The sequence below is a fragment of the Pseudomonas sp. Z18(2022) genome (assembly GCF_036346535.1).
In the GTDB taxonomy this organism is placed as follows: Bacteria; Pseudomonadota; Gammaproteobacteria; order Pseudomonadales; family Pseudomonadaceae; genus Aquipseudomonas; species Aquipseudomonas yamanorum_A.
On record NZ_JAOTOA010000002.1, the window covers coordinates 473,592 to 499,537 of the forward strand.

General features: G+C 61.2%; 20 protein-coding genes and 2 tRNA genes. 15 read left to right on the plus strand and 7 right to left on the minus strand.

Annotated features, from left to right (window positions below; genetic code table 11):
• Positions 1-139 precede the first annotated feature (139 nt).
• A tRNA-Leu gene (locus V3W39_RS07420) sits at positions 140-226 on the minus strand.
• 176 nt (positions 227-402) lie between these two features.
• A tRNA-Leu gene (locus V3W39_RS07425) sits at positions 403-489 on the minus strand.
• Between the two features lie 224 nt (positions 490-713).
• On the opposite strand from V3W39_RS07425, the gene rnr reads away from it, so the two are divergent.
• The 13 genes from rnr to V3W39_RS07490 all read left to right on the plus strand — a co-directional run bounded on the left by rnr (position 714) and on the right by V3W39_RS07490 (position 18,980).
• A complete protein-coding gene (rnr, locus tag V3W39_RS07430; protein ID WP_177120454.1) occupies positions 714-3,347 on the plus strand; it encodes a ribonuclease R in 2,634 nt (877 codons plus the stop codon).
• Positions 3,344-4,099 carry a 23S rRNA (guanosine(2251)-2'-O)-methyltransferase RlmB gene (gene rlmB / locus V3W39_RS07435; protein WP_177041299.1) on the plus strand — a complete coding sequence of 252 codons (756 nt, stop codon included), beginning with the start codon at positions 3,344-3,346 and terminating at the stop codon, positions 4,097-4,099. Before rnr ends, rlmB begins: the two co-directional genes overlap by 4 nt.
• Before the next feature lie 309 nt (positions 4,100-4,408).
• Positions 4,409-4,831 (plus strand): 30S ribosomal protein S6, encoded by a 423-nt coding sequence (rpsF, locus tag V3W39_RS07440; RefSeq protein ID WP_003217491.1) that lies wholly within the window; start codon positions 4,409-4,411, stop codon positions 4,829-4,831.
• A 28-nt stretch (positions 4,832-4,859) separates the two neighbouring features.
• Positions 4,860-5,090 (plus strand): 30S ribosomal protein S18, encoded by a 231-nt coding sequence (rpsR, locus tag V3W39_RS07445; protein WP_002551829.1) that lies wholly within the window; start codon positions 4,860-4,862, stop codon positions 5,088-5,090.
• Between the two features lie 36 nt (positions 5,091-5,126).
• A complete protein-coding gene (locus tag V3W39_RS07450) occupies positions 5,127-6,014 on the plus strand; it encodes a hypothetical protein (RefSeq protein ID WP_010173874.1) in 888 nt (295 codons plus the stop codon).
• Between the two features lie 18 nt (positions 6,015-6,032).
• Positions 6,033-6,479, plus strand: a complete 447-nt coding sequence (rplI, locus tag V3W39_RS07455) for a 50S ribosomal protein L9 (RefSeq protein ID WP_003171376.1) — start codon at positions 6,033-6,035, stop codon at positions 6,477-6,479.
• Positions 6,480-6,599: 120 nt separating this feature from the next.
• Positions 6,600-7,994, plus strand: a complete 1,395-nt coding sequence (gene dnaB / locus V3W39_RS07460; protein WP_064450415.1) for a replicative DNA helicase — start codon at positions 6,600-6,602, stop codon at positions 7,992-7,994.
• A 99-nt stretch (positions 7,995-8,093) separates the two neighbouring features.
• On the plus strand, positions 8,094-10,397 hold the full coding sequence (locus tag V3W39_RS07465) for a YgiQ family radical SAM protein (RefSeq protein ID WP_177041300.1): 2,304 nt from the start codon (positions 8,094-8,096) through the stop codon (positions 10,395-10,397).
• Positions 10,398-10,602: 205 nt separating this feature from the next.
• Positions 10,603-11,523, plus strand: coding sequence for an NAD synthetase (locus tag V3W39_RS07470; protein WP_177041301.1), 921 nt, complete (start codon positions 10,603-10,605; stop codon positions 11,521-11,523).
• On the plus strand, positions 11,520-11,969 hold the full coding sequence (locus tag V3W39_RS07475) for a hypothetical protein (RefSeq protein ID WP_177114203.1): 450 nt from the start codon (positions 11,520-11,522) through the stop codon (positions 11,967-11,969). The genes V3W39_RS07470 and V3W39_RS07475 overlap by 4 nt, the downstream gene beginning before the upstream one ends.
• 187 nt (positions 11,970-12,156) lie before the next feature.
• Positions 12,157-15,450 carry a transglutaminase family protein gene (locus tag V3W39_RS07480; protein ID WP_330212434.1) on the plus strand — a complete coding sequence of 1,098 codons (3,294 nt, stop codon included), beginning with the start codon at positions 12,157-12,159 and terminating at the stop codon, positions 15,448-15,450.
• Between the two features lie 153 nt (positions 15,451-15,603).
• Positions 15,604-18,090 carry a circularly permuted type 2 ATP-grasp protein gene (locus V3W39_RS07485; RefSeq protein ID WP_330212435.1) on the plus strand — a complete coding sequence of 829 codons (2,487 nt, stop codon included), beginning with the start codon at positions 15,604-15,606 and terminating at the stop codon, positions 18,088-18,090.
• Positions 18,090-18,980 (plus strand): transglutaminase family protein, encoded by an 891-nt coding sequence (locus V3W39_RS07490; RefSeq protein ID WP_177041306.1) that lies wholly within the window; start codon positions 18,090-18,092, stop codon positions 18,978-18,980. The genes V3W39_RS07485 and V3W39_RS07490 overlap by 1 nt, the downstream gene beginning before the upstream one ends.
• Before the next feature lie 109 nt (positions 18,981-19,089).
• Here the strand turns inward: V3W39_RS07490 and V3W39_RS07495 are convergent, their stop codons facing one another.
• Both V3W39_RS07495 and V3W39_RS07500 read right to left on the minus strand, forming a co-directional pair.
• Entirely contained in the window at positions 19,090-19,278 is a 189-nt protein-coding gene (locus V3W39_RS07495; protein ID WP_010173886.1) for a hypothetical protein, read from the minus strand.
• A gap of 68 nt (positions 19,279-19,346) precedes the next feature.
• Positions 19,347-19,934 carry a TIGR00730 family Rossman fold protein gene (locus tag V3W39_RS07500; RefSeq protein WP_063033377.1) on the minus strand — a complete coding sequence of 196 codons (588 nt, stop codon included), beginning with the start codon at positions 19,932-19,934 and terminating at the stop codon, positions 19,347-19,349.
• A 337-nt stretch (positions 19,935-20,271) separates the two neighbouring features.
• Between V3W39_RS07500 and azu the strand changes: the two genes are divergently transcribed.
• Positions 20,272-20,718 carry an azurin gene (gene azu, locus V3W39_RS07505; RefSeq protein WP_177041307.1) on the plus strand — a complete coding sequence of 149 codons (447 nt, stop codon included), beginning with the start codon at positions 20,272-20,274 and terminating at the stop codon, positions 20,716-20,718.
• A gap of 270 nt (positions 20,719-20,988) precedes the next feature.
• Here azu and nadE read toward each other — a convergent pair whose 3' ends face one another.
• From nadE to V3W39_RS07520, 3 genes are all read right to left on the minus strand, one after another.
• Complete coding sequence (nadE, locus tag V3W39_RS07510; protein ID WP_177041309.1) at positions 20,989-21,816, minus strand: ammonia-dependent NAD(+) synthetase; 828 nt, start codon at positions 21,814-21,816, stop codon at positions 20,989-20,991.
• A 3-nt stretch (positions 21,817-21,819) separates the two neighbouring features.
• Positions 21,820-23,034, minus strand: a complete 1,215-nt coding sequence (pncB, locus tag V3W39_RS07515) for a nicotinate phosphoribosyltransferase (RefSeq protein ID WP_177041311.1) — start codon at positions 23,032-23,034, stop codon at positions 21,820-21,822.
• Between the two features lie 213 nt (positions 23,035-23,247).
• Positions 23,248-24,144, minus strand: a complete 897-nt coding sequence (locus V3W39_RS07520) for a LysR family transcriptional regulator (protein WP_177041313.1) — start codon at positions 24,142-24,144, stop codon at positions 23,248-23,250.
• A 155-nt stretch (positions 24,145-24,299) separates the two neighbouring features.
• Here V3W39_RS07520 and amaB point away from each other — a divergent pair, with 155 nt between their 5' ends.
• Positions 24,300-25,790: an L-piperidine-6-carboxylate dehydrogenase gene (gene amaB / locus V3W39_RS07525; protein WP_177041315.1), complete on the plus strand. Its 1,491-nt coding sequence runs from the start codon at positions 24,300-24,302 to the stop codon at positions 25,788-25,790.
• Positions 25,791-25,946: the final 156 nt, after the last annotated feature.

Below are 25,946 nucleotides of genomic sequence, written 5' to 3' on the forward strand. Positions count from 1 at the left end.
GTTTTCCTCACTTGAGTGCAACAAATCCTTACAAGGATAAACGATAAAACTTCTCAAGTGCGGACGAGGGGAAAATCACCGGGAAGGTTTTCAAACCCCGGAAACGAAAAAACCCGCTTTCGCGGGTTTGATCTGAATTTGGTGCCCAGGAGAAGACTCGAACTTCCACGACCTTGCGATCACCAGCACCTGAAGCTGGCGTGTCTACCAATTTCACCACCTGGGCATTATCAACAACGCTTGCGCTGTTGATGGAGCGAACTATACGGAGGGCTTTTTGATCTGTAAACCCCTGATTCAAAAATATAAATCAAGATTCTTGTTAAAAATCAAAGGCCTGAAACGCAAAAACCCGCTTTCGCGGGTTTTTGGAGACTCGAGGAAGAACCTTGAGTTTGAAATTGGTGCCCAGGAGAAGACTCGAACTTCCACGACCTTGCGATCACCAGCACCTGAAGCTGGCGTGTCTACCAATTTCACCACCTGGGCAGCATCAACAACGTTGCCGTCGTCGATGGCGCGCACTATACGGACCGCTTTTTGCGCTGTAAAGCCCCGTTATCAAAAAAGCCTGGAAAATTTCGCGGGCGGTCGCGCAAGGTGCATTCCAAGGGCTACAAAGTGCTTTTACGGGCTTGTTGACACCTGAAATTTCCCGTTTCAATACGCGTATGCCAAACTAACCCGCATATAGACAAGGTGAAAACTCTCTAATGGCCGATTGGCAGTCCCTCGATCCCGAGGCCGCTCGTGAAGCGGAAAAATATGAAAACCCTATTCCTAGCCGCGAACTGATCCTGGCGCATCTCGCCGATCGGGGTTCGCCTGCTAGCCGCGAGCAGCTGGTTGAAGAATTCGGTCTGACCACCGAAGACCAACTCGAAGCCCTGCGTCGCCGCCTGCGCGCCATGGAGCGCGATGCCCAGTTGATCTACACCCGCCGTGGCACATACGCCCCTGTGGACAAGCTCGACCTGATCCTCGGCCGCATCGCCGGCCACCGTGACGGTTTCGGCTTCCTGATCCCGGACGATGGCAGCGACGACCTGTTCATGAGCCCGGCGCAAATGCGCCTGGTGTTCGATGGCGACCGTGCCCTGGCGCGCGTTTCCGGTCTCGACCGTCGCGGTCGCCGTGAAGGTGTGATCGTCGAAGTGGTGTCCCGTGCCCACGAGTCCATCGTCGGCCGTTACTTCGAAGAAGGCGGCATCGGCTTTGTCGTGCCGGATAACCCGAAGGTCCAACAGGAAGTGCTGATCACCCCGGGCCGTAATGGCGCCGCCAAGGTCGGTCAGTTCGTCGAGGTGAAAATCACCCACTGGCCAACTGCGCGCTTCCAGCCACAGGGCGATATCGTTGAAGTGGTCGGCAACTACATGGCGCCGGGCATGGAAATCGATGTTGCGCTGCGCACCTACGATATCCCTCACGTCTGGCCTGAGGCGGTGCTGAAAGAAGCCGCCAAGCTCAAGCCGGAAGTGGAAGAAAAAGACAAAGAGAAACGCATCGACCTGCGTCATCTGCCGTTCGTCACCATTGACGGCGAAGATGCCCGCGACTTCGACGATGCGGTCTACTGCGAAGCCAAGCCCGGCAAACTGCGCCTGTTCTCCGGCGGCTGGAAGTTGTTCGTCGCGATTGCCGACGTGTCCAGCTACGTGAAGATCGGCTCGGCTTTGGACAACGAAGCCCAGGTGCGCGGCAACTCGGTGTACTTCCCTGAGCGCGTAATCCCGATGCTGCCTGAGCAGCTGTCCAACGGCCTGTGCTCCCTGAACCCGAAAGTCGACCGTTTGGCCATGGTGTGCGAGATGACCATCTCGAAAACCGGCGAAATGACTGACTACCAGTTCTACGAAGCGGTGATCCACTCCCAGGCCCGCCTGACCTACAACAAGGTCAGCACCATCCTGGAACAGCCGAAAACCAGCGAAGCCAAAGCCTTGCGCGGTGAGTACGGCCATGTCGTGCCGCACCTCAAGCAGCTCTATGCGCTGTACAAGGTGCTGCTGGGCGCTCGTCACGTGCGTGGCGCGATCGACTTCGAAACCCAGGAAACCCGGATTGTCTTCGGTTCCGAGCGCAAGATCGCCGCGATCACCCCGACCACACGCAACGATGCTCACAAGCTGATCGAGGAATGCATGCTGGCCGCCAACGTGGCTACTGCAGAATTCTTGAAGAAGCACGAGATTCCTGCGTTGTACCGGGTGCACGACGGCCCGCCGCCGGAGCGTCTGGAGAAGTTGCGCGCGTTCCTCGGTGAGCTCGGCCTGTCCCTGCACAAAGGCAAGGACGGCCCGACGCCGAAGGACTATCAGGCACTGTTGGCCAGCATCAAGGACCGTCCGGATTACCACGTGATCCAGACCGTGATGCTGCGCTCCCTGAGCCAGGCGGTGTACAGCGCTGATAACCAGGGCCACTTTGGCCTGAATTACGAGGCGTACACCCACTTCACCTCGCCGATTCGCCGTTACCCGGACTTGCTCACGCACCGGGCGATCCGCAGCGTGATCCATTCCAAGCAGAACACCCCGCACGTCAAGCGCGCCGGTGCCATGACCATTCCGAAGGCACGGATCTATCCGTACGACGAAGCGGCCCTGGAACAGTTGGGCGAGCAGTGCTCCATGAGCGAGCGCCGTGCCGACGAAGCCACCCGCGACGTAGTGAACTGGCTCAAGTGCGAGTTCATGAAGGATCGCGTTGGCGAATCGTTCCCGGGTGTGATCACCGCCGTGACCGGCTTTGGCCTGTTCGTCGAACTGACCGACATCTACGTCGAGGGCCTGGTGCACGTCACCGCCTTGCCGGGTGACTACTACCACTTCGACCCTGTGCATCACCGCCTGGCGGGCGAGCGCACCGGTCGCAGCTTCCGTTTGGGCGATACCGTGGAAGTGCAGGTCATGCGCGTCGACCTCGACGAGCGCAAGATCGACTTCGGCATGCCGGACAAGCCAGCCGAACCGACTGGTCGTAAAAAACGTGGCAGCGAAACTGCAGCCCCGGCCTCCAAAGGCAAAGGTGCTCCTGCGAAAGCAGTGGTCGCCGAGCCTGCGCCAGCCAAGGCGCCGCGTCGTTCGTCTGCCAAGGACAAGGCCCCTGAAGCCTACCGCCCAAGCGACGCTGCGGCGAAAAACGCCGAGCTGCGCAAGAGCCGCGAGTTGAAGCAGCAGTTGCTCAACGAAGCCAAAAGCGGTGGTAAAGCGGCGTCTGGGGGAAAGTCCCGCGAGGCGGAAAAACCGTCGAGCAAGCCGAGTAAACACCGTAAAGGCCCGCCAAAAGCGGGTTCGGCCCCCGCCAAAAGCGGCGGGTCGCGCAAACCTAAGGCCAAGTCATGAGTCTGGAAAAAATCTACGGCGTACACGCCGTAGAAGCATTGCTGCGTCACCACCCGAAGCGCGTCAAGCAGGTGTGGTTGGCGGAAGGCCGTAGCGAGCCGCGCGTTCAAGCGTTGGTGGAGCTGGCGAACCAAAACAAAGTTGCCATCGGCCAGGCTGAACGTCGCGAAATGGACGTTTGGGTCGAAGGTGTTCACCAAGGCGTGGTCGCGGACGTAAGCCCGAGCCAGGTCTGGGGTGAAGCAATGCTCGACGAGCTGCTCGATCGCACCGAAGGCGCACCGCTGTTGCTGGTGCTCGACGGCGTGACCGACCCGCACAACCTCGGCGCCTGCCTGCGTTCTGCCGATGCTGCCGGTGCGTTGGCGGTGATCGTGCCTAAAGACAAGTCGGCAACCCTGACGCCTGTGGTGCGTAAAGTCGCCTGCGGCGCGGCGGAAGTGATTCCGCTGGTGGCCGTGACCAACCTGGCGCGTACCCTGGAGAAACTCCAGCAACGCGGCCTGTGGATCGTGGGTACGGCGGGGGAGGCCGAGGTCAGCATTTATGACCAGGACCTCACCGGCCCGACCATCCTGATCATGGGTGCCGAAGGCAAGGGTATGCGTCGCCTGACGCGCGAGCATTGCGACTACCTGGTGCACCTGCCGATGGCCGGTAGCGTCAGCAGCCTCAACGTTTCAGTCGCAACGGGCGTCTGCCTGTTCGAAGCCCGGCGCCAGCGTGGTGCCAAGGCTAAAGCTAAAAAGTAAGACTTGAGATCGACGCAAGACCCTGTGGGAGCCGGGCTTGCCCGCGATGACGGTGTGTCAGCCAGCAGAGATGTTGCCTGTGCCATTGTCATCGCAGGCAAGCCAGCTCCCACATTTGTTTTTGTGGGATGGGGTGACTGTTCAAATAATCACCAATCACCTTGCGCCCTTTCTCCCCCTTCTCTACAATTGCGCCCCTTGCCTTCATGGCAGGCACGCATGTGCCTCCCTTCGGCAAGATCCATAAGTGTCATTCACTCCTTGTCTGACCGTTTTTGAGCGGCAGGCTACAACCCGTAAGGAGCATTCATGCGTCATTACGAAATCATCTTTTTGGTCCACCCGGATCAAAGCGAGCAAGTCGGCGGCATGGTAGAGCGTTACACCAAGCTGATCGAAGAAGACGGCGGCAAAATCCACCGTCTGGAAGATTGGGGCCGTCGTCAACTGGCCTACGCAATCAACAATGTTCACAAGGCTCACTACGTGATGCTGAACGTTGAGTGCACTGGCAAGGCCCTGGCCGAGCTGGAAGACAACTTCCGCTACAACGATGCTGTGATCCGTAACCTGGTCATCCGTCGCGAAGAAGCTGTTACCGGCCAATCCGAGATGCTCAAGGCTGAAGAAAACCGCAGTGAGCGCCGTGAGCGTCGCGACCGTCCTGAGCACGAAGGCGCTGAAAGCGCTGATAGTGATGACAGCGACAACAGCGATAACGCTGACGAGTAATCCACGGACCTTTTAAGGAGCCTATCAAATGGCACGTTTCTTCCGTCGTCGTAAATTCTGCCGCTTCACCGCTGAAGACGTGAAGGAGATCGATTACAAAGATCTCAACACTCTGAAAGCCTACGTATCCGAGACCGGCAAAATTGTTCCAAGCCGCATCACCGGTACCAAAGCTCGTTATCAGCGTCAGCTGGCCACCGCTATCAAGCGCGCCCGCTTCCTGGCCCTGCTGGCCTACACCGACAGCCACGGCCGCTGAGACCGGGCAGTCGACAAGTAGTAAGGGATTGAATGCATGCGCGCCTTAGCTGAGTTCATCATGCGCGGTCGTGTGCAGGCCACTCTGGTAGTGGCTGGATGTGCAGCATTGCCGTTGTTGTATTGGTTGGGTGCTGCCGCAGGTTGCCTTGTGCTGCTGCGGCGCGGTTTGAAGGACGCCCTTGGCGTTCTTGCCCTGGGAATACTGCCGGCCTTGGTCTGGTGGTTGAAATTCGATGATCCACGGGTACTTCTGGTACTGCTCGGTTCATCGACCCTTGCGTTGGTTTTACGCGCAAGTGAGTCCTGGGTCCGTACGCTGCTGGTCAGCGTGGCATTGGGGTTGGTGTATTCACTGGCGCTTGGCGCGGCTTTCCGCCCGCAAATCGAGGCGCTGGCGCAGGAGATCATAAAGATCCTGCCGCTGGCCCTCGGGGATCTCTACCAGCAGTTATCGGTAGAGGAGCGAGCGCGCCTTGCGTCAGTGATTGCACCGATGCTTACCGGCCTGATTGCGGCCTTGTTGCAGATCGTCAGCGTGCTGAGCCTGATTCTTGGGCGTTACTGGCAGGCGTTGTTGTATAACCCGGGCGGTTTTGGTCGCGAGTTTCGCAGTATCAGAATCCCCGCAGGACCCGCGATGTTGCTGCTGGCGTTCATGGTGGTCGGGCCGACGTTTGGCCTGGCGCTGTTGGTGCCGTTGTGCAGCGTACCGCTGGTATTCGCCGGCCTGTCCCTGATTCATGGGCTGGTGGCGCAAAAGCGACTGGGCAGATTCTGGCTGGTGGGGTTGTACGTGACGCTGTTGCTGTTCATGCAGCTGATCTATCCGTTACTCGTGGTCTTGGCCATTGTCGACGGCCTGATTGATTTTCGCGGTCGTCTGGCGCCGAAAGACGCCGATAACGCGAACGGTGAAGGTTAAAAGTTAGAGGATTTTCACATGCAACTGATCCTTCTGGAAAAAGTCGCCAACCTGGGCAACCTGGGCGACAAAGTGAACGTTAAGGCCGGCTACGGTCGTAACTACCTGCTGCCATACGGCAAAGCCACCGCTGCAACCGCTGCCAACCTGGCTGCGTTTGAAGAGCGTCGTGCTGAGCTGGAAAAAGCAGCAGCAGACAAAAAAGCTTCGGCCGAAACTCGCGCTGCCCAACTGGCTGAGCTGGAAGTGACTATCACTGCCACCGCCGGTGACGAAGGCAAGCTGTTCGGTTCGATCGGCACCCACGACATCGCTGATGCACTGACCGCCTCCGGCGTTGAAGTGCAGAAGAGCGAAGTTCGTCTGCCGAACGGCACCATCCGCAACGTGGGCGAATTCGACGTAGCCGTGCACCTGCACGCTGAAGTTGAAGCCACCGTACGCGTTGTTGTGGTAGCAGCTTAAGCAGCACCTAACTGACTGGCACCACGCGTGTCAGCCGGTTAACATCGGGCACGATCCTGTTTACAGGTCGTGCCTTTTGTTTTTCTGTAGCCCCTGATTCTCCAACTATTCCAAGTGGCCATGAACGATATCTCCGCTCCTGAGCAATATGACCTGCAAACCGCTGCCCTGAAGGTGCCGCCACATTCCATCGAGGCCGAACAGGCCGTGCTCGGTGGCTTGATGCTGGACAACAACGCCTGGGAACGCGTGCTGGATCAAGTCTCGGACGGCGATTTCTACCGTCATGACCACCGCCTGATCTTCCGCGCCATTGCCAAGCTGGCCGACCAGAACTCACCGATCGACGTGGTGACCCTGGCCGAGCAATTGGACAAGGAAGGCCAGACGTCCCAAGTGGGCGGCCTCGGTTACCTGGGTGAACTGGCGAAAAACACGCCATCGGTCGCCAACATCAAGGCCTATGCGCAGATCGTCCGTGCGCGGGCCACGTTGCGCCAGTTGATCGGCATCGCCACCGAGATTGCCGACAGCGCCTTCAACCCCGAAGGCCGCACCGCTGAAGAGATTCTCGACGAGGCCGAACGTCAGATCTTCCAGATCGCCGAGGCCCGGCCGAAAACCGGCGGCCCGGTCAGCGTCAACGACCTGCTGACCAAGGCCATCGACCGTATCGATACCCTGTTCAACACCGACAACGCGATCACCGGCCTGTCCACCGGCTACACCGACCTGGATGGCATGACCAGCGGCCTGCAGCCGTCTGACCTGATCATCGTCGCCGGCCGTCCGTCCATGGGTAAAACCACCTTTGCGATGAACCTGGTGGAAAACGCCGTGTTGCGCAGCGACAAGGCGGTACTGGTGTACTCCCTCGAGATGCCAGGTGAATCGCTGATCATGCGTATGTTGTCGTCCCTGGGCCGCATCGACCAGACCAAGGTGCGTGCCGGTCGCCTGGAAGACGACGATTGGCCGCGCCTGACCTCGGCGGTCAACCTGCTCAACGACCGCAAGCTGTTCATCGATGACACCGCGGGCATCAGCCCGTCGGAAATGCGTGCGCGTACCCGGCGCCTGGTGCGTGAACACGGCGACATCGCCCTGATCATGATCGACTACCTGCAACTGATGCAGATCCCGGGCTCCAGCGGCGACAGCCGGACCAACGAGATTTCCGAGATTTCCCGCTCGTTGAAAGCCCTGGCCAAGGAATTCAACTGCCCGGTGGTTGCCCTCTCGCAGCTCAACCGTTCCCTGGAGCAACGTCCCAACAAGCGCCCGATCAACTCCGACTTGCGGGAATCCGGAGCGATCGAGCAGGATGCGGACGTGATCATGTTCGTTTACCGGGACGAGGTGTATCACCCGGAAACCGAGCATAAAGGCATCGCCGAAATCATTATCGGCAAGCAGCGTAACGGGCCCATCGGCACCACGCGCCTGGCGTTTATCGGTAAATACACCCGTTTCGAAAACCTGGCGCCGGGCAGCTATAACTTCGACGACGAGTAAAAGCGCTGCCCACCAATTCCGACTGCAAAGGTCGGAATTGGTCAAATTTTGTGCTATATTCCGCGCCCGCGATTTTTCATCTCAACACCGGTCACCGTCATGCAAACAGCCAAGCCGTTATTTGACTATCCCAAGTACTGGGCCGAATGTTTCGGTCCTGCGCCATTCCTGCCGATGAGCAGGGAGGAGATGGATCAGCTTGGCTGGGATTCATGCGACATCATCATCGTCACCGGTGACGCCTACGTGGACCATCCGTCGTTCGGCATGGCAATCATCGGCCGGCTGCTGGAGTCCCAGGGCTTTCGCGTCGGGATCATTGCCCAGCCCAACTGGCAGTCCAAAGACGACTTCATGAAGCTCGGCGAGCCGAACCTGTTCTTCGGCGTCGCGGCCGGCAACATGGACTCGATGATCAACCGCTACACCGCCGACAAGAAAATCCGTTCCGATGACGCCTACACCCCGGGTGGCATGGCCGGCAAACGTCCGGACCGCGCGAGCCTGGTGTACAGCCAGCGTTGCAAGGAAGCCTACAAGCACGTGCCGATCGTACTCGGCGGCATCGAAGCGTCCCTGCGCCGCATCGCCCACTACGACTACTGGCAGGACCGTGTACGCAACTCGATCCTGATCGACGCCTGCGCCGACATCCTGCTGTACGGCAACGCCGAGCGGGCCATCGTCGAAGTTGCCCAGCGCCTGTCGTGGGGCCACAAGATCGAAGACATCACCGACGTGCGCGGCACCGCGTTCATTCGCCGTGACACGCCTGAGGGCTGGTACGAGGTGGACTCCACCCGTATCGACCGTCCGGGCAAGATCGACAAGATCATCAACCCGTACGTGAATACCCAGGACACCCAGGCCTGCGCCATCGAGCAGGAAAAGGGCCCGGTGGAAGACCCGGAAGAAGCCAAGGTCGTCCAGATCCTGGCGAGCCCGCGCATGACCCGCGACAAGACGGTCATCCGTCTGCCGTCCGTGGAAAAGGTCCGTGGCGACTCGGTGCTCTACGCCCACGCCAACCGCGTGTTGCACCTGGAAACCAACCCGGGCAACGCCCGCGCCCTGGTGCAGAAGCATGGTGAAGTGGACGTATGGTTCAACCCGCCACCGATTCCCATGACCACTGAAGAAATGGACTACGTGTTCGGCATGCCTTACGCCCGTGTCCCGCACCCGGCGTACGGCAAGGAGAAGATCCCGGCCTACGACATGATCCGTTTCTCGGTGAACATCATGCGTGGCTGCTTCGGCGGCTGCACCTTCTGCTCGATCACCGAGCACGAAGGCCGGATCATCCAGAACCGTTCCGAAGAGTCGATCATTCGCGAAATCGAAGAGATCCGCGACAAGGTGCCCGGCTTCACCGGCGTCATCTCCGACCTCGGCGGCCCGACCGCGAACATGTACCGCATCGCGTGCAAGAGCCCGGAAATTGAATCCGCGTGCCGCAAGCCGTCCTGCGTGTTCCCGGGCATCTGTCCGAACCTGAACACTGACCACTCGTCGCTGATCCAGCTGTACCGCAGCGCCCGTGCGTTGCCGGGTGTGAAGAAGATTCTGATCGCTTCCGGCTTGCGCTACGACCTCGCGGTCGAGTCGCCTGAATACGTCAAAGAGCTGGTGACCCACCACGTCGGTGGCTACCTGAAGATCGCCCCGGAACACACCGAGGAAGGTCCGCTCAACCAGATGATGAAACCGGGCATTGGCAGCTATGACAAGTTCAAGCGCATGTTCGAGAAGTACACCAAGGAAGCGGGCAAGGAGCAGTACCTGATTCCTTACTTCATCGCCGCCCACCCGGGCACCACCGATGAAGACATGATGAACCTGGCCCTGTGGCTCAAGGGTAACGGCTTCCGCGCCGACCAGGTGCAGGCGTTCTACCCGTCGCCAATGGCCACCGCCACCGCGATGTACCACTCGGGCAAGAACCCGCTGCGCAAGGTCACCTACAAGAGCGACGCGGTGACCATCGTCAAGAGCGAAGAACAGCGCCGTCTGCACAAGGCCTTCCTGCGCTACCACGACCCGAAAGGCTGGCCGATGCTGCGTGAAGCATTGACCCGCATGGGCCGTGGCGACTTGATCGGGCCGGGTAAGGAGCAACTGATTCCGTTGCACCAGCCGTCCACCGACAGCTACCAGAGCGCCCGTCGCAAGAACTCGACGCCGGCTGGCAGCCACAAGGTCGCGAAGGAAACCACCACCAAAATCCTCACCCAGCACACCGGCTTGCCGCCGCGTGGCAGTGACGGCAGCAACCCGTGGGACAAGCGCGAGCAAGCCAAGGCCGCGGCCATGGCGCGCAACAAGCAGGCCGCCAAGGAACGCACTGACGCGGCCAAGGGCAAAGGCAAGAAGCCAGCCCGCAAGCCGGTGGTGCCGCGTTGATCGCAGCCTGAATCGCAAAACGCCAGCCTCGTGCTGGCGTTTTGCTTTCTAGCGGGTGGGTAGCCTGTTTGTTAAGGTGGCGCCCATTCGAGCGCCATCGCAGGCAAGCCAGCTCCCACAGGAGAATGCATTCCACATGTGGGAGCCGGGCTTGCCCGCGATGAGGCCGGTCAGGTCACCATCACTTTCAAGGAAGAACGCCCCCATGAGCAGCCCCCTGCTTGGCATTGGCATGGACTCCAACCGCTCCCAGTTCATGGCGCGCCAGCGCATCGAAAGCCAGATCAACCTGCCGCGCCTGTTTGCCGCCATCGACGCCGACCCCGGCATCGTAGGTGCAGGTGTGGTGTATATCGATGCTGACTTCAATGTCGTCACCCTGCGCGAATTCCAACCCATCTGCAGCATTGCGCCCAAGCGCGTGATCCTGCGTGAAGCGCAGAGGTACATTGCACCTGCGCAGTTCGCCCAGCAGGTGCAGGACAACCCGCGCGAGTCGCGACTGGTGGGTGAAGCGATCAACACCACGCTGTCGTGTGCCGGTGCTGTCATCGGCTGGGTAGTGGTGCTCAGCGGCTCCGTTGCGATCCCGTTTTCAGCGGGTGCCAGTACGGTGATTGCCGCACTCGGCTACACCGCTGCGGCAGCCAGTACCGTGCAGTGTTTTGCCGGCGGCTATCGCACCGTCAACGAAATAAGAAATCCGTCGCGCAACGACCAGCTCGACGGCGAGGAGTGGTACCAATACACCATGATCGCGCTGGACGCTGCGTCGTTGGTCGGCGTCGGCGCTTCTTCACTGACCACCCTCAAGCTGGTCAGGCTGAACAAGGCGACAACCGGCAAAAGTCTGCGGGAGGTGCTCAAGGGCCTGAATCGGCAGGAGCGCGCCAAACTGACCAAGGAGTTGCTGAGCATCAATGACCCGCGCCTGACTTCGAAGATGCTCAAGTTGCGACAGTTATCCGGTGAGTTGCCCAAGCGCTTCACGCCCACTCAGCTCAAGCACGCAACGGTCACGCAAATACAGGACGCGCTGGGTGCCTCCATTGGCTTCACTGGCAGTGCGCTCTCAGGCAACGTTCGAACCCTTGCCGTGGGCCTGTATGAGGAGATCGAGCAATGAACGAAGTACCGAGCATTCGCGGTTTTCTATCCCGGTACTTTCCGGTCTTCATGGGGGCGATATTTGCCGCCGTGTTTTCCCTGGTGTTTGCGGTGCCTTTGTTTTTTGACAGCTATTTTCAGGACCTGCCCCTGGCGGATAACGCCAGGTACTCCTTTTTCGGCGGAATCGCCCTGACGTTGGTCATCGTGCACTGCAACTTCATGATCGCCCGCGGACGTCCGCAATGGGTGTGGCCGCTGGTGGGGTTGCTGGGCGTTTGTTTTGTGGGTGTGCTGCCCACGATCGGGTATCGGCCGCATCCGTTCATTTATGGCATGAGCGTGCTTTTACCCTTGCTGGCGCTGCTGGTGCTCAACAGCAAGCGCCACCGCGAAATGCGCCAGAAACTGCTGGAAGTCCGCCACCTGCGCGAAGCCGTGATCGCCAGGCACAAAGCCCGTTGACTGGGTAGATTCACCACCCGCCCTCACACGCCCGCCACAAATATGTGCAACCCTCGCACCACGACGGCGGCCATCGCGCCGTTTTGGTGCTGTACTGCACCGGGTCCCACGATAAAGCGCAATGACGGCCGCTCTGGCATAAGTCTTGCGCGCTTTGTTTCCATGCCCTGGCTCGCAGGAGGCCGCCGTGTCGATTCATGTCGCGTTGCACCACGTTACGCATTACCGCTACGACCGCGCGGTCGAACTCGGCCCACAGATTGTTCGTCTGCGTCCGGCGGCCCATAGCCGCACGCGGATTTTGTCCTACGCGCTGAAAGTGCTGCCGGAGCAGCACTTCATCAATTGGCAGCAAGACCCCCAGGGCAATTACCTGGCGCGTCTGGTGTTCCCGGAAAAGACCGACGAGTTGCGCATCGAAGTCGACCTGGTCGCCGAGATGGCGGTGTTCAACCCGTTCGACTTTTTCCTTGAGCCCTACGCCGAGAAAATCCCCTTCAGCTACGCCGCCGATGAGCAGCGCGAGCTGGCGCCGTACCTGGAAACCTTGCCGCTGACCCCGAGATTCGCCGCCTATCTGGCGGGTATCGACCGCACACCGTTGCCGGCCGTGGATTTCCTGGTGGGGCTCAATCAGCGTCTGGCGGCGGATATCGGCTACCTGATCCGTATGGAACCGGGCGTGCAAACCCCGGAATTCACCCTCGAAAATGCCTCCGGCTCTTGCCGCGACTCGGCGTGGCTGCTGGTGCAGCTGCTGCGTAACCTGGGGCTGGCGGCGCGGTTTGTGTCCGGCTATCTGATCCAGTTGACCGCCGACGTCAAAGCCCTGGACGGCCCGTCCGGCACCGAAGTGGACTTCACCGACCTGCACGCCTGGTGTGAAGTGTATTTGCCCGGCGCCGGCTGGATCGGCCTCGATGCCACCTCCGGCTTGTTCGCCGGTGAAGGCCATATTCCGTTGGCCTGTAGTCCTGATCCTTCTTCCGCTGCGCCCATCAGTGGCTTGGTGGAGCCTTGCGAGTGCGAATTTACCCACGAGATGTCCGTAGAGCGGATTTGGGAAGCCCCACGGGTTACCAAGCCCTACACCGAAGAGCAGTGGCTGGCGATCCAGGCTTTGGGCCGACAGATTGATGGCGACCTGATCAAGGACGATGTGCGCCTGACCATGGGCGGCGAACCCACCTTCGTTTCCATCGACGACCCCGACGGCGCCGAATGGAACACCGCCGCCCTTGGTCCGGACAAACGCCGTCTGTCCGCCGAGCTGTTCCAGCGTATGCGCAAGCACTACGCACCCAAGGGCCTGGTGCATTTCGGCCAGGGCAAGTGGTACCCCGGTGAACAGTTGCCGCGTTGGTCCCTGAACTGCTACTGGCGCCGCGATGGGGTGCCGATCTGGCACAACAGCGCGCTGATCGCCGATGAGCAGGAAAGCTACGGCGCCGATGGTGTGATGGCCGGGCGTTTTCTGGCGAGTGTCGCCGAGCGCCTGAAACTGCCTGCGCATTTTGTATTCCCGGCCTACGAAGACAATTTCTATTACCTGTGGCGCGAAGGCGCCTTGCCGCAAAACGTCAGCGCCGAAGATCCGCGCCTGGATGACAAGCTTGAGCGCGAACGCCTGCGCAAAGTCTTCAGCCAGGGCCTGGATAAAGTCATCGGCCAGGTGCTGCCGCTGGCGCGTACGGCGGCCAATGACCGCTGGCAGAGCGGCCGCTGGTACCTGCGGGACAACCATTGCCGCCTGGTGCCGGGCGATTCGCCCCTGGGTTATCGCCTGCCCCTGGCCTCGCAGCCGTGGGTGACGGCGGCGGATTATCCGTTCGTGCACCCCACCGATCCCAATCAGGAGCTGGCAGACCTGCCGAGCAGCTCACAACTGCAAAGTCATGGCGAGGCAGCCGCGAGCCAGGACCGTATCCCGAAGATCGACGAATCCGCCGACTGGCTGACCCGCACCGCCCTGTGCGCCGAAGCGCGGGAAGGCCGGCTGTACCTGTTCATGCCGCCGCTGGAGCGGGTCGAGGATTACCTGGAGTTGGTGGCGGCCATCGAAGCCACTGCGCAAGAACTGCATTGCCCGGTACTGCTGGAAGGCTACGAGCCACCGAGCGATCCGCGCCTGAGCAACTTCCGGGTGACGCCGGACCCGGGCGTGATCGAGGTCAACGTGCAGCCGTCCGCCACCTGGGACGAACTGGTGGAGCGCACCGAGTTTCTCTATGAAGAAGCCCGGCAAACCCGCCTCACCACCGAAAAATTCATGATCGACGGCCGCCACACTGGCACCGGCGGCGGTAACCACTTTGTGCTCGGCGGCGCGACGCCCAAGGATTCGCCGTTCCTGCGGCGCCCCGATCTGCTGCGCAGCCTGATCAGCTACTGGCATAACCACCCGTCTTTGTCCTACCTGTTTTCCGGCCTGTTCATCGGCCCGACGTCCCAGGCGCCACGGGTCGACGAAGCGCGCAACGATGCGTTGTACGAGCTGGAAATTGCCTTCGCCCAGATGCCCGAAGTAGGCGAAGAGTGCCCGCCATGGTTGGTGGACCGCCTGCTGCGCAACCTGCTGATCGACGTCACCGGCAACACCCACCGCGCCGAGTTCTGCATCGACAAGCTCTACTCGCCGGACGGCGCCACCGGACGCCTGGGCCTGCTGGAGCTGCGGGCGTTTGAAATGCCGCCCCACGCACGCATGAGCCTGACCCAGCAACTGTTGCTGCGGGCACTGGTCGCGCGTTTCTGGCGTGAACCCTATGCGCCGCCGAAGCTGGCGCGCTGGGGCACGGAGTTGCACGACCGCTTCCTGCTGCCGCACTTTATCGAGCAGGATTTTGCCGACGTGATCGTCGAGTTGAACGCTGCCGGTTACCCGCTGCGGGCCGAATGGTTTGCCGCGCACCTGGAATTCCGGTTTCCCAAGGTCGGCGACTACGCCGTCAGTGGTATCGAACTGGAGCTGCGCCAGGCCCTGGAACCCTGGCATGTGCTGGGCGAGGAGGGCGCGGTGGGCGGCACGGTGCGTTATGTGGATTCGTCCCTGGAGCGCTTGCAGGTCAAGTTGAGCGGCCTGCCGCCCCAGCGTTACCTGCTGACCTGCAACGGCATTCCGGTGCCGCTGCAACCCACCGGGCGGGTCGGCGAGTTTGTTGCCGGTGTGCGCTATCGCGCCTGGCAACCGGCCAACTGTTTGCAGCCGACCATCCCGGTGCATGCGCCGCTGGTATTTGATCTTTTGGACACGTGGATGCAGCGCTCGCTGGGTGGTTGCCAGTACCATGTCGCCCATCCTGGCGGGCGTAATTACGACAGCCTGCCGGTGAATGCCAACGAAGCTGAAAGCCGGCGGATGGCGCGGTTTTTCCGCCTGGGACACAGCCCCGGGAAACTGCCGGTGCCGAGTGTGGTGATCAATGATGAACTGCCAATGACCCTGGATTTGCGGCGCTTTGCAAAAAAAACAGAGGATTGAATGTACATAATCCCGAAAGCGACAAATCCCTAATGTGGGAGCTGGCTTGCCTGCGATAGCATCACCTCGGTACACCAGATGCACCGAGGTGCCTGCATCGCGGGCAAGCCCGGCTCCTACATACTGACTTCCCTTGCCTCTGCCGAGCGTTCCATGCCCGACTTGCTCGACCGTTACCCGCTGACCGCGGGCACTTATCACGAACTGCTGGACGACAGTGGCGCGGTTCGTGCCCATTGGCAGCGCCTGCTCGATCACCTGCAACGCAGCACTCCGGCGCAATTGGCCCAGCGCCAGGCCTTGCTGACCCGGCAGATCCAGGAAAACGGCGTGACCTACAACGTCTACGCCGACCCCAAGGGCGCCGATCGCCCGTGGGAGCTGGACCTGTTGCCCCACGTGCTGGCCGCCGATGAGTGGAAGCAACTCTCCGCCGGCATCGCCCAGCGCGCACGCCTGCTGAATGCGGTACTGGCCGACCTCTACGGGCCGCAACGCTTGATCGCCGAAGGTTTGCTGCCGGCAGAGCTGGTGTTCGGCCATAACAATTTCCTCTGGCCGTGCCAGGGCATCCAGCCGCCCGACGGTGCGTTTCTGCACTTGTACGCCGTGGACCTGGCGCGTACGCCGGATGGCCGCTGGTGGGTCACTGCCGACCGTACCCAGGCCCCGTCCGGCGCCGGTTATGCCCTGGAAAACCGCACCATCGTGTCCCGTGCTTTCCCGGACCTGTACCGCGACTTGCAGGTGCAGCACCTCACCGGTTTCTTCCGCACCTTGCAGGAAACCCTGGCCCGCCAGGCGCCGAGCGATGACCAGCCACCGCTGATCGTGCTGCTGACCCCGGGCCGTTTCAACGAAAGCTATTTCGAGCACCTGTACCTCGCCCGTCAGCTCGGCTACCCACTGGTGGAAGGTGGCGACCTGACCGTGCGCGACGCCACGGTGTACCTCAAGACCCTCAGTGGCCTGCGCCGGGTACACGCGATCATGCGCCGCCTGGACGATGACTTCTGCGACCCGCTGGAGCTGCGCACCGACTCGGCCCTGGGCGTGCCCGGCCTGCTGGACGCGGTGCGACAAGGCAACGTGCTGGTGGCCAATGCCTTGGGCAGCGGCGTGCTGGAATCCCCCGGCCTGCTGGGCTTTTTGCCGAAGATCAATCAATTCCTGTTTGGCGAAGAACTGATCCTGCCGTCCATCGCCACCTGGTGGTGCGGTGAGCCGCCGGTACTGGCCGAAGCCCTGGAAAAGCTCCCGGAGCTGCTGATCAAACCGGCGTTCCCGTCGCAAAGTTTCACCCCGGTATTTGGCCGCGACTTGAACGATGAGCAGCGCCAGGCCCTGGCCGAACGCATGCAGGCGCGACCTTACGCCTACGTCGCCCAGGAACTCGCGCAACTGTCCCAGGCGCCGGTCTGGCACACGGTGGACGATCACCTGCAACACCGCGCCATCGGCATGCGCGTGTACGCCGTGGCCAGCGCTGAAGGTTACCGGGTACTGCCCGGCGGCCTGACCCGAGTGGCCGCCGAGGCCGATGCCGAAGTGGTGTCAATGCAGCGCGGCGGCGCGAGCAAGGACACCTGGGTGCTCGGCGAGCGCGCCCACGGCGTCGAACAGTGGCGTGCCCAGCGAGCCATTGGCGCCCACGACCTGGTGCGGCGTGACCCGTACCTGCCGTCGCGGGTGGTGGAGAACCTGTTCTGGTTTGGCCGCTATTGCGAGCGCTGTGATGACAGCGCGCGCTGGTTGCGGATCGTCCTCGCCCGCTATGTCGACGGAGATGACCCGCTGGCGCTGCAGGCAGCGGTTGAGCTGGGTGAGAACCTGCGACTGTTGCCGGAGGAGGGCGAATTGCCTGAGCGGCTTCAGGCGGCGTTGCTCGGGGATGACTGGCCGTCGAGCCTGCGGGCCAACTTGCAGCGTTTGCAGTGGGCGGCGTCCCAGGTGCGCGGCAAGTTGTCCCGGGAAAACTGGCAGGCGCTGGTGGAATTGCAGCGCGAAGCCCTGGAGTTGGAAAGCGAAGAGCCGGACTTCGGCGAACTGCTCGACTTCCTCAACCGGCTGGTGATGTCCCTCGCGGCGCTGTCGGGCTTTGCCCTCGACGACATGACGCGCGACGAAGGCTGGCGCTTCCTGATGATGGGCCGGCGCATCGAGCGTCTGCAGTTTCTCAGCAGCAGCCTCGCGGCCTTCCTGCGGGGCGTGGCGGTGTTCGATCAGGCCGGGCTGGAGTGGTTGCTGGAGCTGGGCAACAGCAGCATCACCTATCGCTCGCGTTACCTCGCGGTGCCGCAATTGATCCCGGTGCTGGACCTGTTGCTGCTGGATGAGCAAAACCCCCACGCGGTGCTGTTCCAGCTGAAACTGGTGAGCCGCACCCTGCGTCGCCTGAATGACGATTTCGGCGTGCCTCGGGAAACCGGGCTGGCGCCGTTGGTGGAGCGCCTGGCGCGCTTTGACCTGGGCTGCCTGGAGAACCCGCTGTTCGGTGAGTCCAGCGTGCGTGCCGCATTGGATGGCCTGGCCGACCTGCTGCAAGCGGTGGCTGACGAAAGCGGGCAAGTCTCCGACCGCCTGGCCTTGCGCCATTTTGCCCATGTGGATGATGTCAGCCAGCAAACGGTGTCTGTGTGATGAGTGCCCGCTACCAGATTTTCCACGATACCCATTACCACTACGACAGCCCGGTGTCCCTGGCCCAGCAGCTGGCGCACCTGTGGCCGCGGCCGTGTGCCTGGCAGCGCTGCAGCTCGCAGCAACTGGAGATAAGCCCCGAGCCGACTTCGCGCCGGGATGAGCTGGACGTGTTTGGCAACCCGATCACCCGGCTGGCGTTCGAGCGGCCCCATGATGAGCTGCTGGTGAACGCCGGGCTGACTGTGGAGGTGTTGGCGCGGCCGGCACTGGACTTCAACCTGTCGCCGGCCTGGGACCAGACACGCAACGGCCTGACCTACAGCAGCCAGCCGTTGTCGGCCGAGGTGATCGAGGCCTGTCGCTATCGCTTCGAATCGCCCTACGTGCATCTGAAGAAAAGCTTCGTCGAGTTCTCCGAAGACTGTTTCCCGGCCGGTCGCCCGTTGCTGTTGGGCGTGCAGGCACTGATGCAAAAGATCTTCAGCGAGTTCACCTTCGATGCCGAAGCCACCCAAGTCGCCACGCCGCTGGTGGAAGTGCTGGAGCGCCGGCGGGGCGTGTGCCAGGACTTCGCCCACCTGATGCTCGCGTGCCTGCGCTCCCGGGGCCTGGCGGCGCGTTATATCAGCGGTTACCTGCTGACCCAGCCACCGCCCGGCCAGCCACGGCTGATCGGCGCGGATGCATCCCACGCGTGGGTGTCGGTGTTTTGCCCGGTGTCGGGTTGGGTGGATTTTGATCCGACCAACAATGTGCAGCCGGCACTGGAACACATCACCCTGGCCTGGGGCCGGGATTTTTCTGATGTTTCGCCGTTGCGGGGGGTAATTCTGGGGGGAGGGAGCCATGACCCGGAAGTGCGGGTGACGGTGATGCCGCTGGAATAGCGCAGATCCACTGTAGGAGCCGGCTTGCCGGCGATGGCGGCCTTGAGATCTCTGGTGATGATTCGGCCCGATCGCCGGCAAGCCGGCTCCTACATAAATCCAGTGGTTCTCAGGCGTCCGGCGCCTGATCTTTCGGTGCTTCGGTTTCGTCTGTAGCCACTGTACCTTCAGCATCCGGGTTCAGTGCACCGGCTTCTTCGTCGGCTGCAAGTTTCTTGCGCTGCAGCTTTTCCTCTTTCTTCTGCTCTTTGGCCAAGTCTCTCTGACGTTTGGCGAAGGAGTAATTAGGTTTTGCCATGGGCGATCCTCTGGGGTCGAAGGTGAGGTTGAGCGGCGCGTATTCTGCCTTTAATCGCGTCCCAAGGGTTAATCGGGTTTTTGGTCTACCCATTTGGGCAGGACCAGCGGTTGCCAGGCATCCAGTACGTCAAGCAGCTCAGCCGGCGATTCGCTCATTTGCAGCATGGCACGATGCGGTGCGCGGACGAAACCTTCGCCGACGATATGATCGAGAAAATCGGTCAACTTGCGGTAAAAACCGTTCACTTCGAGTAAACCCAGCGGTTTGCCGTGGTAGCCGAGCTGGCCCCAGGTCCAGACTTCGAACAGTTCTTCCAGGGTGCCCAGGCCGCCCGGCAGCGCAATGAACGCGTCGCTCAGCTCGGCCATGCGCGCCTTGCGAGCGTGCATGCCGTCGACCACTTCCAGGCGGGTCAGGCCTTTGTGACCGATTTCCAGGACTTTCAGGCTTTCGGGAATAATCCCGATCACCTCGCCACCGGCTTCCAGGGCCGCATCCGCGACGATACCCATCAGGCCCACGGCGCCGCCGCCATATACCAGGGTGAGCTTGCGCTCGGCCAGGGCGCGCCCAAGGGCCACGGCCGCTTCGCGGTAGGCCGGGTTGGTGCCGCTGCTGGCACCGCAAAACACACAGACAGACTTCAAAGACATACCTGACTCCACTCAGTTGTGGCTAAAGAGTAAAGGCTGGCTTGCGTCTCTCAAAGGATTAAACCTCGCGTTGAGGTGTTTCGTACGTGCCGCTGGCACCACAGGCGTAGGCGGCAAGCAGGCTGCGGAACAGGCTATTGAGGTGCATGGCTCGGACTCCAGGAGGAAGATGAGCCGATCATAGGCTGGCCTCGGGACTTTGGCCGGTAGATTGTGTCGATGAGTCTGATAGCCTAAAGTTGTATACAATCTGTTGATACAGATCATATGAAGTCCTGCCTGACTCAGGCACCCTTGTCGCAATATGCGTTTTTTAAACCCTGCCCTGGAGATTCACATGTTTGCCAAACTCGTTGCTGTTTCCCTGCTGACTCTGGCTAGCGGCCAGTTGCTTGCTGCAGAGTGCAAGGTCACTGTCGACTCCACTGACCAGATGTCCTTCAACACCAAGGCCGTCGAAATCGACAAGAGCTGCAAGACGTTCACCGTTGAGTTGACCCACTCCGGCAGCTTGCCGAAAAACGTCATGGGCCATAACTGGGTGCTGAGTTCCACCGCCGACATGCCTGGCATCGCCAGCGACGGCATGGCTGCCGGTATCGACAAGAACTACCTGAAAGACGGCGACACCCGCATCATCGCCCACACCAAGATCATCGGTGCCGGCGAGAAAGACTCCGTGACCTTCGACGTGTCGAAGCTGGCGGCAGGTACTGATTACTCGTTCTTCTGCTCGTTCCCAGGCCACATCTCGATGATGAAAGGCACTGTGACCCTGAAGTAATCATTCTTCAGGCAAAAAAAAGCGCCCTTCGGGGCGCTTTTTTTTGAGCTGTAGGCAAGCTGCTTTTGTGGCGAGGGAGCTTGCTCCCGCTGGGCTGCGGAGCAGCCCCAATAAGGTCACCGCGTAGCATCAGAAAAAGCGGTAAGCGGGTTTCGGGGGGCGCTTCGCGCCCCAGCGGGAGCAAGCTCCCTCGCCACAGCAAGCTCCCTCGCCACAGCAAGCTCCTTCACCACAGTAAGCCCTTTTGCCAGAATGAGCTGCTACGTCAGCTTATGGCGCAAACGGCATCACCCGCTTGTGCTCGGTCTTGCGATAGGTCTCGCAAATGATCCGGAACGCTTCCTCGCGTACCGGCTCGCCGTGCAGGAAGGCATCGATCTCGGCATAGGTCACGCCGTGGGACGCCTCGTCCGGTTTGCCTGGCGACAGGTCTTCGAGGTCGGCCGTCGGGATTTTCTCTACCAGTGACTCCGGCGCACCAAAGTGCCGGGCAATTGCGCGCACCTGGTTTTTCACCAGACCGCTCAACGGTGCCAGGTCGCAGGCGCCATCACCGAACTTGGTGAAAAAGCCCATCACCGCTTCCGCCGCATGGTCGGTACCGATCACCAGCCCACCGGCCGCGCCGGCGATGGTGTACTGCGCCACCATGCGCATGCGCGCCTTGGTGTTGCCCAGCACGAAGTCCCGGGAGACCGCCGCCTTGCCTTCAAACGCCGCCACTTCATTGGCCAGGGATTTCACCGCCGGCCCGATGTTTACGGTGTGACGCTCGTCGGGCTCGATAAAGTCCACGGACGCCTGGGCGTCGTGTTCGTCGAACTGGGTCTCGTAGGGCAGGCGCACCGCGATAAAGCGGTAGGCCTCGTCACCCTTGGCGGCCCGCAACTCTTCCATCGCACGCTGGGCCAGCAGGCCGGCGGTCAGGGAATCGACGCCGCCGCTGATGCCCAGCACCAACGTCTTGAGGCCTGAATTGAGCAGGCAATCCTGGATAAAGGTAACGCGCCGGGCGACCTCCGCCTCAAGGGCGGCCTGGTCCTTGAACGGCGGCTGGACCTTGAGCTGTTCAGCAATCTCGCGCTGTACGGCTTGCATGATTCACTCCTTGCTGGGTAGGGCAGGTACTTTGAAAACGTGGCGCAAATAGGCGACGAAATTCGGATCGGTGCAGTGGGTCTTGCCCGCTTCATCAGAAATCTTCGCGACGGGCTGGCCATTGCAGGCAGTCATTTTAAGCACGATGCTCATCGGTTCCACACCTGGAATATCACAGGTCAGGTTGGTGCCGATGCCGAAGCTCACATTGATCCGACCCCGCAACGCGCGGAAAATCTCCAGCGCCTTGGGCAGCGACAGGCTGTCGGAGAACACCAGGGTCTTGCTCATCGGCTCGATCCCCAGCTTGTGGTAGTGGGCGATGGCCTTTTCGGCCCATTGCACCGGGTCACCGGAGTCGTGGCGCAGGCCGTCGAACAGCTTGGCGAAGTACAGGTCGAAATCGCCGAGGAACGCGTCGGTGGTGATGCAATCGGTCAGGGCGATGCCCAGCAGGCCACGGTATTCGCGTACCCAGCAGTCGAGGGCGGCGATCTGGCTGTCGATCAGCCGCGGGCCCAGTTGCTGGTGGGCCATGATCCATTCGTGGGCCATGGTGCCCAGGGGCTTCATGTCCAGCTCGCGGGCCAGGTGCACGTTACTGGTACCGACAAAACGCCCGGGAAAGTCGTGCTTGAGCACGTTCACCACTTCTTCCTGCACGCGGTAGGAGAAGCGCCGGCGCGTGCCGAAATCCGCCACCTGCAATTCGGACAGTTCTTCGACGCTGGCGTTGGCGGTCAACCAGTCGAACTTGCGATACAGCTGCTCGCGGGCCTGTTCGAGGATCACGCTCTGGTAGCGATAGCGGTTACGCACTTCGCTGACGATCGCGAGCATCGGCACTTCAAACAGGATCACATGCAGCCATGGCCCGCGCAGGCGGATAAACAGCTCGCCGTTTTCGATGCCGGTGTGCACGTAGCGCAGGTTGAAGCGAAACAGCCCGAGGAAGCGCAGGAAATCCGGCTTCATGAAGCTGATGCGTTCCAGGAAGCCCAGTTGGTCGGGGCTCAGGCTCAACTCGGCCAGGCGCTCGATCTGGTAGCGGATCTCCGCCAGGTACGGGCGCAGGTCTTCACTGTTACGGCAACGAAACTCCCATTCAACTTCCACGTTCGGGTAGTTGTGCAGCACCGCCTGCATCATGGTCAGCTTGTAGAAGTCGGTGTCGAGCAGGTTCTGCACGATGCGATCGGCAAACACACTCTCGCTCATAACGGGAATCTCCAGACGGGTCGGCGATGGGCGCCGACCTTTACGCACAATTAAGGAATGGTGCTAGTGGCGCATAGACCTGTGCTGTTTTGCCAGCAGTTTTTTCGGTGGGACCACTGACGCCATCGCAGGCAAGCCAGCTCCCACAGGTGAATGCATTCCAAAAGGTGGGAGCTGGCTTGCCTGCGATAGCGGTATTGCAGGCAAAGAAAATCAAACAGGCTCGACTTGCTCCATCATCCACTTCACAAAATCCCGCACCTTGGGCACTTCCGCCGAGTGCTCGGGGTAGGCGAGGTAATACGCATCCTGGCTCGGCATCGCGTGCTGCCAGGGGATCACCAGCTTGCCCTCGGCCAATTCTTCCTCCACCAGGAAGCGTGGCAACAGCGCCACACCACAGCCGACCTGGGCGGCACGGATGCACATATAAAAGGTCTCGAAGCGCGGCCCGTGGTAGCTGTGTTCGGTGTGATAACCCTGGGCGGCGAACCAGTCGTGCCAGCCTTGCGGGCGCGAAGCGTTTTGCAGCAGCACCAGTTCGCTGAGTTGCGTGGGGTCGGTAAAGGGTTGCGCGGGCAGGCTGTCGGGCGAGCACACGGGCACCAGCTCTTCGCTGAACAGCTTGAGGCTCTCGGTGCCGGGCCGTGAGCCCTGGCCAAAGTAGAACGCCAGGTCGGCCTTGCCTTGCAGCAGCTCGTCCGGTTCCTGTTCGTTGCACAGGTCCAGGTGAATCTGCGGATGGCGCAGCCGCCAGCCCTTGAGACGCGGCACCAGCCAGCGGGCGCCGAAGGTGTAGGGCGTGGACACCCGCAGCACTTCGGTCTCGCCGCCGTAGGAGCGCAGGTAGTGAGTGGACATTTCCACCTGGGTCAGGATCTTGCGCACTTCCACCAGGTACAGATCGCCCGCCGGGGTCATCTGCAAGCGGCGGCGCACCCGGCGAAACAGCAGGTGCTGCAGCAGTTCTTCCAACTGCGCGACCTGTTTGCTGACGGCGCTCTGGGTGAGGTTCAGCTCCTCGGCGGCGCGGGTAAAACTCAGGTGGCGGGTGACCGCTTCGAAACACTGCAAGGCGGTGATCGAGGGCAAATGTCTTTTATTGAGCACGGCACGCCTCTTTTTGTTCTTAGCATGAATAAACGGAATGATATCTCGCCTAATCGTCGTTTGTTGGCAAGTCTTGGGCCAGCTACAAATAAGGTCTGGATCGTCGCGGGAACTGGCGGCGCATATTTTGTATTTGTAGCTTGAAGGAGTGACCCATGGTTGCCGCATTGCTTGATCGTCTCGGGGTAAACCCGGCGCTGTACCAGTCGGGCAAACAGCCCGTGCATTCGCCCATTGATGGCAGCCGGATTGCCAGCGTGCACTGGGAAGGCGCCGCCGAGGTGGAGCAGCAGGTCAGTCGCGCCGAGCATGCATTCGACGCCTGGCGCAAGGTGCCGGCACCCCGTCGTGGTGAGTTGGTGCGCCAGTTCGGCGACGTGTTGCGTGAATACAAGGCCGACCTCGGCGAGCTGGTGTCGTGGGAAGCCGGCAAGATCACCCAGGAAGGTTTGGGTGAAGTGCAGGAAATGATCGACATCTGCGACTTCGCCGTCGGCCTGTCGCGCCAACTGTATGGCTTGACCATCGCCTCCGAGCGCCCGGGCCACCATATGCGTGAAACCTGGCACCCGCTGGGCGTAGTCGGCGTGATCAGCGCCTTTAACTTCCCGGTGGCCGTGTGGGCGTGGAACACCGCGCTGGCACTGGTGTGCGGCAACGCGGTGATCTGGAAACCCTCGGAAAAGACCCCGCTCACCGCCTTGGCCTGCCAGGCGCTGTTCGAGCGCGTGCTGAAGAAATTCGACGGTGCCCCCGAGTACCTGAGCCAAGTGATCATCGGTGGTCGTGACGCCGGTGCCGCACTGGTGGATGACCCGCGTGTGGCGCTGATCAGCGCCACCGGCAGCACCCGCATGGGCCGCGAAGTGGCGCCGAAAGTCGCCGCGCGTTTTGCCCGCAGCATTCTCGAACTGGGCGGCAACAACGCCATGATCCTCGGCCCAAGCGCCGACCTGGACATGGCCGTGCGCGCGATCCTGTTCAGCGCCGTCGGTACCGCCGGCCAGCGCTGCACCAGCCTGCGCCGGTTGATCGCCCATGAGTCGGTGAAAGAAGAAATTGTCACCCGCCTCAAGGCTGCTTACTCCAAGGTGCGCATCGGCCACCCGCTGGAAGGCAACCTGATCGGCCCGCTGATCGACAAGCACAGCTTCGACAACATGCAGGACGCCCTGGAACAGGCCTTGAGCGAAGGCGGCCGGGTGTTTGGCGGCAAGCGTCAACTGGAAGATAAATTCCCCAATGCCTACTACGTGTCGCCGGCCATCGTGGAAATGCCGGAGCAGAGTGACGTGGTGTGCACCGAAACCTTCGCGCCGATCCTGTACGTGGTGGGCTACACCGATTTCGCTGAAGCGCTGCGCCTGAACAACGCCGTGCCTCAAGGCCTGTCGTCGTGCATCTTCACCACCGACGTGCGTGAAGCCGAGCAGTTCATGTCGGCGGTGGGCAGCGACTGCGGGATCGCCAACGTCAACATCGGCCCGAGCGGCGCGGAGATTGGTGGCGCGTTTGGCGGTGAGAAAGAGACCGGCGGCGGGCGTGAGTCGGGTTCGGATGCATGGCGCGGGTACATGCGTCGCCAGACCAATACCGTGAACTACTCGCTGGAACTGCCGCTGGCCCAGGGCATTACCTTCGACTGAGTCTCTGCTCATGTAGGAGCTGGCTTGCCTGCGATGTGCACAACTCGGTACATCAGTTACACCGAGTTGATGCTATCGCAGGCAAGCCAGCTCCTACATTTGATCGGGTTCGCACATCAAAAATAGTGGTTTGTTAGGTCTCATCGGAGTCTGGCA

What these genes read in the sequence shown, in the direction of transcription:
- pncB (WP_177041311.1), bottom strand. Translation starts at nt 23,034, where the DNA reads ATGAGCGAGAGTGTGTTTGCCGATCGCATCGTGCAGAACCTGCTCGAC.
- rplI (WP_003171376.1), top strand. Translation starts at nt 6,033, where the DNA reads ATGCAACTGATCCTTCTGGAAAAAGTCGCCAACCTGGGCAACCTGGGC.
- V3W39_RS07495 (WP_010173886.1), bottom strand. Translation starts at nt 19,278, where the DNA reads ATGGCAAAACCTAATTACTCCTTCGCCAAACGTCAGAGAGACTTGGCC.
- V3W39_RS07490 (WP_177041306.1), top strand. Translation starts at nt 18,090, where the DNA reads ATGAGTGCCCGCTACCAGATTTTCCACGATACCCATTACCACTACGAC.
- rlmB (WP_177041299.1), top strand. Translation starts at nt 3,344, where the DNA reads ATGAGTCTGGAAAAAATCTACGGCGTACACGCCGTAGAAGCATTGCTG.
- dnaB (WP_064450415.1), top strand. Translation starts at nt 6,600, where the DNA reads ATGAACGATATCTCCGCTCCTGAGCAATATGACCTGCAAACCGCTGCC.
- rnr (WP_177120454.1), top strand. Translation starts at nt 714, where the DNA reads ATGGCCGATTGGCAGTCCCTCGATCCCGAGGCCGCTCGTGAAGCGGAA.
- rpsR (WP_002551829.1), top strand. Translation starts at nt 4,860, where the DNA reads ATGGCACGTTTCTTCCGTCGTCGTAAATTCTGCCGCTTCACCGCTGAA.
- V3W39_RS07485 (WP_330212435.1), top strand. Translation starts at nt 15,604, where the DNA reads ATGCCCGACTTGCTCGACCGTTACCCGCTGACCGCGGGCACTTATCAC.
- V3W39_RS07470 (WP_177041301.1), top strand. Translation starts at nt 10,603, where the DNA reads ATGAGCAGCCCCCTGCTTGGCATTGGCATGGACTCCAACCGCTCCCAG.
- nadE (WP_177041309.1), bottom strand. Translation starts at nt 21,816, where the DNA reads ATGCAAGCCGTACAGCGCGAGATTGCTGAACAGCTCAAGGTCCAGCCG.
- azu (WP_177041307.1), top strand. Translation starts at nt 20,272, where the DNA reads ATGTTTGCCAAACTCGTTGCTGTTTCCCTGCTGACTCTGGCTAGCGGC.
- rpsF (WP_003217491.1), top strand. Translation starts at nt 4,409, where the DNA reads ATGCGTCATTACGAAATCATCTTTTTGGTCCACCCGGATCAAAGCGAG.
- V3W39_RS07450 (WP_010173874.1), top strand. Translation starts at nt 5,127, where the DNA reads ATGCGCGCCTTAGCTGAGTTCATCATGCGCGGTCGTGTGCAGGCCACT.
- amaB (WP_177041315.1), top strand. Translation starts at nt 24,300, where the DNA reads ATGGTTGCCGCATTGCTTGATCGTCTCGGGGTAAACCCGGCGCTGTAC.
- V3W39_RS07475 (WP_177114203.1), top strand. Translation starts at nt 11,520, where the DNA reads ATGAACGAAGTACCGAGCATTCGCGGTTTTCTATCCCGGTACTTTCCG.
- V3W39_RS07500 (WP_063033377.1), bottom strand. Translation starts at nt 19,934, where the DNA reads ATGTCTTTGAAGTCTGTCTGTGTGTTTTGCGGTGCCAGCAGCGGCACC.
- V3W39_RS07465 (WP_177041300.1), top strand. Translation starts at nt 8,094, where the DNA reads ATGCAAACAGCCAAGCCGTTATTTGACTATCCCAAGTACTGGGCCGAA.